This window comes from Desulfobaculum sp., assembly GCF_054921475.1.
In genome coordinates this window covers 1-7,676 of sequence record NZ_JBUDSW010000179.1, presented here as the reverse complement: position 1 = coordinate 7,676, position 7,676 = coordinate 1, and the positions used below count along the sequence as shown (strand labels likewise).

At 60.9% G+C, this 7,676-nt stretch carries 7 protein-coding genes; 2 read left to right on the top strand and 5 right to left on the bottom strand.

What is annotated here, in order from left to right; genetic code table 11:
- A partial coding sequence (locus ACY69P_RS11695) for a helix-turn-helix domain-containing protein (RefSeq protein ID WP_462327593.1) occupies positions 1-762 on the top strand: 762 nt, incomplete at its 5' end.
- Between the two features lie 69 nt (positions 763-831).
- Here ACY69P_RS11695 and msrA read toward each other — a convergent pair.
- From msrA to dctP, 5 genes are all read right to left on the bottom strand, one after another.
- A complete protein-coding gene (gene msrA / locus ACY69P_RS11690; protein ID WP_462327592.1) occupies positions 832-1,449 on the bottom strand; it encodes a peptide-methionine (S)-S-oxide reductase MsrA in 618 nt (205 codons plus the stop codon).
- Between the two features lie 203 nt (positions 1,450-1,652).
- Positions 1,653-2,873, bottom strand: a complete 1,221-nt coding sequence (locus tag ACY69P_RS11685; protein ID WP_462327594.1) for an L-serine ammonia-lyase — start codon at positions 2,871-2,873, stop codon at positions 1,653-1,655.
- Between the two features lie 21 nt (positions 2,874-2,894).
- Positions 2,895-4,193, bottom strand: a complete 1,299-nt coding sequence (locus ACY69P_RS11680) for a TRAP transporter large permease (protein ID WP_404845620.1) — start codon at positions 4,191-4,193, stop codon at positions 2,895-2,897.
- A gap of 27 nt (positions 4,194-4,220) precedes the next feature.
- Positions 4,221-4,742 (bottom strand): TRAP transporter small permease, encoded by a 522-nt coding sequence (locus tag ACY69P_RS11675; protein ID WP_404845619.1) that lies wholly within the window; start codon positions 4,740-4,742, stop codon positions 4,221-4,223.
- A 104-nt stretch (positions 4,743-4,846) separates the two neighbouring features.
- Positions 4,847-5,860, bottom strand: a complete 1,014-nt coding sequence (gene dctP, locus ACY69P_RS11670; protein WP_462327591.1) for a TRAP transporter substrate-binding protein DctP — start codon at positions 5,858-5,860, stop codon at positions 4,847-4,849.
- A 515-nt stretch (positions 5,861-6,375) separates the two neighbouring features.
- Between dctP and wbaP the strand changes: the two genes are divergently transcribed.
- On the top strand, positions 6,376-7,676 hold a 1,301-nt coding region (gene wbaP / locus ACY69P_RS11665), incomplete at its 3' end, for an undecaprenyl-phosphate galactose phosphotransferase WbaP (protein ID WP_462327590.1).

The window sequence follows — 7,676 nt, the reverse complement described above, 5'->3', positions numbered from 1 at the left end:
TTTCAGGAGCGGCGCGAGATCACCACACCGCTGGCCCGCCACTTTACCGGAGAGGACAAATGGTACCGCATCGTCCGCCGCCCGGTGTTTGACGAAGCCTCGCAGGATATCATCGGCCTCATCGGCATCTGCAAGGACATTACGGACGAGGTGGAAAAGGAAACCACCTACATGCACAGCCTGATGGAGCAAGGCACGGACTCCCTTCTTGTCATTGATTCCGAAGGCCGCATCATCCGCACCGCCACGTCCAAACGTCGTCAGCCCATCCTTGGCGCCACCGAGGACGGCCGCGTGCAGGACATCACCTCCATTGTGGACCTGCTGCACCCCAAGGACCTGCCCCGCGCGCAGGAAGCCATGCGCCGCGTCCTCTCTCGCAAGCGCCCCGTCAGCTTTGAATGCGACGTGCGCTACCGCCGCCGCAAATTCTCCACGGTGTTCATCCGCGCCCACTACAACGACACCTTCTTTGGTGAGCCGCGCATGTACGTCACGGTCCGCGACCTGTCGCGCGCCAAGCTGCTGCGCTCGCCCACACGCGTGCTGGAGCGCCTGAAAACCGCCACCCAAAGCGCCACCTACAAAGAGCTCGCCGCGTTTTTGAACGTTTCCTCGGCGTCCATCTCCAATGCTAAAAAAAACCGCCGCGTGCCGCCGGACTGGCTGGTCACCGTGGGGACGCGCACCGGCACATCGCTGGACTGGCTCCTCACCGGCCTTGGCACCCAGCTGTTGTCCCAAGCCCCCGACGACGTCTAAAAACGCACGGCGGCCCCGGACGTTTCCGTCCGGGGCCCCCGCCGCATCATGCGTCCGCTTTCCGCCGCCTTATTTATCCCACAATTCCTTGAGCCGATTATCCCGCCCGCACCCATAGCGGTAGAATTTATACCGGATGGGATTCTTGCGGTAGTAGTCCTGATGGTAGTCCTCCGCAGGCCAAAAGGCGCCCGCAGGAACAATTTCCGTCACAATACGCCCATCAAGGCGGCTGGACGCAGCGAGGGCATCGCGCGAGGCCTCGGCAAGGCGCTTTTGCTCGTCATCATGATAAAAAATGGCGCTGCGGTACTGGCTGCCCCGGTCGCAAAACTGCCCGCCAGCGTCCAGCGGATCGATATTGCGCCAGAAGATGCCAAGGAGCCTATCGTACCCCACAACGGCCGGATCGTAGGTAATCTGGATGGCTTCCGCGTGCCCGGTGCCGCCGGAGGACACCTGCTCGTACGTCGGGTTCTCCGTTTCGCCGCCGGTGTAGCCCACCACAGTCTCCAACACGCCCTCTTCACCATCAAAAGGCGACTCAAGGCACCAAAAACATCCTCCGGCAAAGGTCGCCACTGCTGTCTGCGCTGTCATACCGTCTCCTTCCTGCTCCGCGGTCCACGCGGCTCCCGCCGCAAGGACCACCATGCACATCGCCGCTACTACCATCCGAACGCCCATAGGCTCCTCCTCTGCATAGGTCATATGCCCTGCCGGAGTATAGCACGGCCCGCGCCCCACGTCATAACGCGTCCAAACGCCCGCCCAGAAAAGACAAGCGCCCGTCCGGGTGGCGGCGTCAACCGCTCCGGACGGGCGCAATGCTCCAACGTGGTGGAGGTGCGAAACCGCCGCATCACTCGCGCAGGATGCGGCGGGGGGCTTTATTTTGCGCCGAGCACGCGCTTGCCGTACGCCTTGGCGAGGCCGCCCGTGGACGTCTCGCGGTACAGGCTTGGCAAGTCGTGGCCGGTCTGGGTCATGACCTCGACCACCTCGTCAAAGGGCACGCGGTGTGTGCCGTCGGACAGGATGGCCATCTGGCCCCGGGACATGGCGCGCGTGGCCGCGCAGGCGTTGCGCTCAATGCAGGGGATCTGCACCAGCCCGTCCACCGGGTCGCAGGTGAGGCCAAGGTGGTGTTCCAGTCCCATCTCTGCGGCGTATTCAATCTGACCGACAGAACCGCCCATAAGCTGGGCCGCGGCGGCAGCGGCCATGGCGCAGGCCGAACCGACCTCGCCCTGACAGCCAACCTCCGCGCCGGAGATGGAGCCGTTATGCTTGATGACGTTCCCGAACAGGCCCGCCGTCGCAAGAGCCTTGAGCATATCGCCCTCGTCGAGATCGTCGTGGATTTCATTCAGATAATGGAGCACGGCAGGGACCACCCCGCACGCGCCGCAGGTGGGCGCAGTGACAATAACGCCGCCCCCCGCGTTCTCCTCGGAGACGGCAAGGGCGTAGGCCGTCACCTTGCCGGTCTGCTGCATATCCAGCCCGGAGTGCTTGGTCTTGCGGTAATAGCTCCACGCCTGCCGCCGCAGACCGATGGACCCGGGCAACACGCCCTGCGCCTTGAGGCCGCGGTGTATCGCCGCTTCCATCACCGTCCAGACCTCGCGCAGGAAGTCCCATATCTCGGGGCCTTCACACTGCTCAACGTACTCCCAGTACGCGATGCCCTTCTGCTGGCACATGGCCATGATGGCGGCGATGTCCGGCAGGTCGTAGACCTGTTCCCCGGCGGAGGCGTCCTGTCCTTCCTCGCGGATGGCGCCGCCGCCAACGGAGTACACGGTCCAGCCGCCGGTCACGGCGCCGCCCTCGTCAAGCGCTTCGAAGCGCATGCCGTTGGGATGCTGGGGGAGCTTTTCCTCGGCCTTCCAGACCACTTCGGTGCGGTCCTCACCAAGGACGGCGTTCACGGCCCAGTCCGTCAGGTGGCCTTTGCCCGTTGCGGCAAGGGACTCGAACAGCGTCACCCGAAAGCGGGCGGCCTCGGGGTGTGCGGCCAAAAACCGCTCCGCGGCTTTGCGCGGCCCCATGGTATGGCTGGAGGAAGGTCCAACGCCAATGCGATACAGTTCCCGAAGAGATTCCATCATCGACTCCTTGCGCGTCCGTTAGTTACCCATGAGCAGGTGTACCAGACCAAGGGACACTTCGGGAATATATGTTGTGATGAGCAGCGTGGGCACCCAAGCGAACAGGATAAGATAAATGGTGGGCTTCATCATCTTGTTCACCGGCGCGCCAGCGATGCGGCCAGACAGGTACAACAGCGGCGCGGTGGGCGGCGTGACGTTGCCAAGGCCAAGGTTCACGCCCATGATGGCGGCAAAGTGCACCGGGTCCACGCCCAGCTGCGTCACCAAGGGCACGAGGATTGGCGTGCCAAGGAGCACGCCGGACACGTCGTCCATCAGCATGCCCATGACAATCATAAAGACGTTGATCATCAGCATGATGATAATTGGGTTTTCCGACACTGCGGTCAGAACGCCCATCAGCTGATCGGGCAGGTTCTCCATGATGTACAGGCGGGAGAGAATCATCACCGCAAACATCATGGCCATGATAACGCCCGTGGTGGTGGCGGACTCAATAAGCGTTGCCACGAGGTCGCGCGCCTTCAGGCCCTTGTAGATGAACATCGCCACCGGAATGGCGTAAATCACGGCCACGGCCGCCGCCTCGGTGGGTGTCATGAAGCCGCCGTAGATGCCGCCAAGGATGATGACGGGCATCATCAGCGCCGGAGACGCCTTGGCGCTCTTGGACACGAACAGCTTGGCGGTTTCGCCAATGGGCTCGTGGGGGCGGACCTCGATGTCCTTATTGTTGCGCAAGAGGAACAGGTTCACGGCGGACAACAGGACCGTCAGGATAAGGCCCGGCGTAAACGCGGCAAGGAAGCAGGCCAAAACGGACTGGTTCCCCATCCACGCGTACAGAATCATCAGCATACTCGGCGGAATCAAAATACCCAGCACGCCGGAGGAGGCGAGCAGCGCCGCCGCGTGGCCGATGGGATACCCCGCCCGCTTGAGCTTGGGCATCATGATGGAGCCAATACAGGACACCGTGGCCGAGGAGCTGCCGGACACCGCGCCAAAGATGGCACAGGTAATAACGGTCACAACGCCGAGGCCGCCGCGGATGCGTCCGGCAATGGTATCCACAACGTCAACAAGCTTGTCGCCGATGCGGCCCTTGTCCATAACGCCACCCGCCATAATGAACAGCGGAATGGTCAACAGGACGATGGAGTTCATCTTGGAAAAGCCGTACGGCAGCAGGAAGCTGGGGTCGTAGCCCCCGGTATATATAAGATACGCAGCGGAGCTGAAAAAGGCGAACGGGATAGGCACGCCTATGAACAGCGTCACCACAAGGATGGACATGGCTATGGCGATGGTCATTGCTCTCTTCCCTGTATTGAAACCCTGTTAGCTGCCCTGACGGACCAGCTTCAGGTGGGTGCGGATGTCCTGCACCAGATACACGAGGTGGTACCAGGACATAAGGATGAAGCCGAGGCCCACAGCACACTGCGGGATAAGCATGGGCAAACGGAAAACCGGCGACTTGGGGTTCATCTTGAAGCCCCAGGCCACAAACTGCACAGCCCATACGGTCACAAGCAGGCAGATGGCCAGAGTGACGAGGTCCGTCACAATGTGCATGATGCGGCGGGTCTTATCGCCCTTGATGTAGCAGGACACAATGTCCGCGGAAATCTGGCTCTTGTCGTGGCTGCCTTGCGCCGCGCCCATGAAGTACAGCCAAAAGGCCACCATGGAGATGAGTTCCTCAGAGCCATAAAAGTCGGATTCAAAAATGTAGCGGGCCACAACGGCGATGCAAATCATGGCGACGATGAGGATGCTCGACGTGGCCATCATGAACTTCTGGAACCGGTTCAGGTTCCGCCAAAAGCGATAATTGTGCAGATTATCGAGAAAAGTCACAGCGTCTCCCCCTGAAAGAAGGCAGAGGTGGCGGCGGGCGGGCAATGGCCCGCCGCCTGCGCCTCGCATGGAGGAGAGGCGCCCTGCCGGATTCGGATTATCTCTTACTCGTAGGAGCCGCGCAGACCGTTGACGATCTCGGGCGTCAGGTTCTTCTCAAGGCGCTTCCAGGCGTGCTCGCGCACGTATTTGGCAAAGGCTTCGAGTTCCTGCGTGGAGAAGGTCACCACTTCAACGCCGGCCTCGGCCAGCTTCTTGCGGTACATCTGGTCTTCGCTCTCAGCCATCAGGAAGCTCTGCTGGCCTTCGTCGGTGAAGGCGGCCTCGACGACCTTGCGGTCCTCGGGCTGCAGGGCCTCGAACTTGGCCTTGTTCATGACGTACTGGGTGGACTCAAAGTTCACGTTGAACTGGTAGTAGTGCTTGATGACGTCGCGGAAGCCGAGGTAGTTCAGGTTCGGCGGGCCACCGAGCCAGCCCTTGACCACGCCGGTCTGCAGGGCGGAGTAGGTGTCAGCATAGGGGATGGAGGTGGTGCGGAAGCCCAGCTCCTCGCCGCCAAACTTAAACACGTCCAGACCGGGCACGCGGATCATCAGACCCTTTTCAACGCCGGGCTTGTCCATGTTCTCGATGGGCTCAACAGTGCCCACACCGATGAAGCCTTCGCCGAAGTAGGAGAAGAACTTCACGCCGAGGGCGTCGTGCATCTTCGCCATCTCGGTGTCGATGAAGGTGCCCTTGGCGAACACTTCGCGAATCTGGTCGTAGTCGCGGGCGATGTAGGGAATGAAGCCGACACCGAGGCGGGAGTCATACTGGTCCGGCACGGTGATGTGCGCGATGTCGATGGAGCCACGGATGACTTCCTCGTAAATCTGGGACGCGTCGCCAAGCTGGTTGGCGGGGTAAATTTTGATCTGCACGCGGCCTTCGGTCTCTTTTTCGACACGGGCCTTGATGCGCTCGGCGGCCTTGTGGGCCATGTGCTCCACAGGATGCTGGGTGGCGAACTTGAGCACCACGGGTTCATTACCGGTCTTTGCACTCTCGTCGTTGCAGGCGACAAGCCCCACAGCGGCGATCATGCTGAGCACGAGCATGAGAATCTTCTTCATCAGTCTTCATCCCTCTGGCAAAGGTTGAACGTCCTTGCGAGTCAGGGCCGGACCCCACGTCCGGCCCCCTCCACAAACTCGGTGTCTCGCAATGCGCTTTCGCAGCGCGCAGACATCCCCCTTACATCACAAAGGGTGCCAACTCATATTTCCTTATATATATTATACCGTTATGCACAAAACCCCTTTTTGTCACCGAACCGACACCACACCGCCACACCCACAAACGGTTCACAAACACGGGATATCCCATCCCGGAAAACAGAACTGTTCCGTTTTTGTGAACATAGCCCGCTATGACCTCTGTATCGGTGTTCTGTTTTTGTGACGCGGGGGTGTCGCATGCGCGACCATGTCCGGAAATTCTCCCAGTTCGTTGACAAGTAAATGCGGGGGAGCTTATCAGAAAGCCCATAAATCCAATGCATGGAAAACGCAGACGTCCAGTTTCCCCGCGTGGCCCTGCTGACGCCGTACACCCCTAAGAGACCGAGGCCGCAGTGTTTTTTTCCCGAATGAATGTTCTTCTTGTGCTGTCCGACACCCTGGCCATCGCCATTCCCATGAGCCTGTGCATCGTGCTGCGCCTTGTTTTTGGCGGCAGTTTTTCCCTGGGCTTCTATATGGAGATGTCGCCGGTGACGCTGCTTTTCCCGCTGTTCTATGCCTTTGCGGGGCTGTACCCCAGCATACTGGTGGCGCGGCATGAGGAGCTGAAGCGGCAGACCCTCGCCACCTGCCTTGTGTTTTTGAGCCTGTTGTCCATGACCTTTTTTATGCGCACGGCGGACGACTTCTCGCGCCTTGCCATCATTGGCGGCTGGTTTCTGTCCCTTGGCACCGTCCCCTTTGCCCGCAGCTTTGTGCGCGCGAGGCTGAGTGAAAAAGACTGGTGGGGCGTTCCGGCTGTGCTGTACGGCCCCCGGTCCATGGTGGACGATATTGCGGCCTTTTATGACAAGGAGCTCGGCCTCGGCATCCGCGTCAAGCACATCATTGCCTCGGACGAAGTGGACGACGACGCGGCGCGAAACGCCCTTGCCTACACAGCCCAGATGCGCCCCATGCCCATCGTTCTGTGCGCCCTTGAGCCGCATCATCTTGAAGACACCTCGCGCATCCACTGGCTGGAGAATCATTTCCGCCGCATCCTGTTCCTGCCGCCCGCCTTTCTCAAAACACTGAACCTGACGGTGCACGACATCGGCGGTATGCAGTTTCTCCAATCGCACACCAAATGGCACGACCCGGTACGCCAGCGCATCAAGCGCGCCATGGACCTCATCTGCATTATCCTCAGCCTGCCGGTGCTGATCCCCCTTTTCGCCCTTGTCGCCCTCGCCATCTTCATTGAGGACCGCCACGCGCCCTTCTTCCGGCAGGAGCGCATCGGCCATGGCGGCCAGCCCTTCCGCATCTGGAAATTCCGCACCATGGTTCCCAATGCCGACGCCGTCCTGCGCGAGCACCTCGCCGCTAACCCGGCCATCGCGAGGGAATGGGCCGAGACCCAAAAGCTCAAAAACGACCCGCGCGTCACCCGCGTTGGCGCCTTCCTGCGCAAGACGAGCCTCGACGAACTTCCCCAGCTCATCAACGTAGCCCTTGGGGAAATGAGCCTTGTGGGACCGCGCCCCATTGTGGAAAGCGAGATCGAACGCTATCAAGAAGCCTTCGACCTCTACACCCGTAGCATGCCCGGCCTCACAGGCCTGTGGCAGGTCTCGGGCCGCAGCAACACCTCCTACGCGGAGCGCATCCGGCTGGACATGTACTACACCCGCAGTTGGTCGGTCTGGATGGACATCCACATCCT

What these genes read in the sequence shown, in the direction of transcription:
- msrA (WP_462327592.1), bottom strand. Translation starts at nt 1,449, where the DNA reads ATGGGCGTTCGGATGGTAGTAGCGGCGATGTGCATGGTGGTCCTTGCG.
- ACY69P_RS11685 (WP_462327594.1), bottom strand. Translation starts at nt 2,873, where the DNA reads ATGGAATCTCTTCGGGAACTGTATCGCATTGGCGTTGGACCTTCCTCC.
- ACY69P_RS11680 (WP_404845620.1), bottom strand. Translation starts at nt 4,193, where the DNA reads ATGACCATCGCCATAGCCATGTCCATCCTTGTGGTGACGCTGTTCATA.
- dctP (WP_462327591.1), bottom strand. Translation starts at nt 5,860, where the DNA reads ATGAAGAAGATTCTCATGCTCGTGCTCAGCATGATCGCCGCTGTGGGG.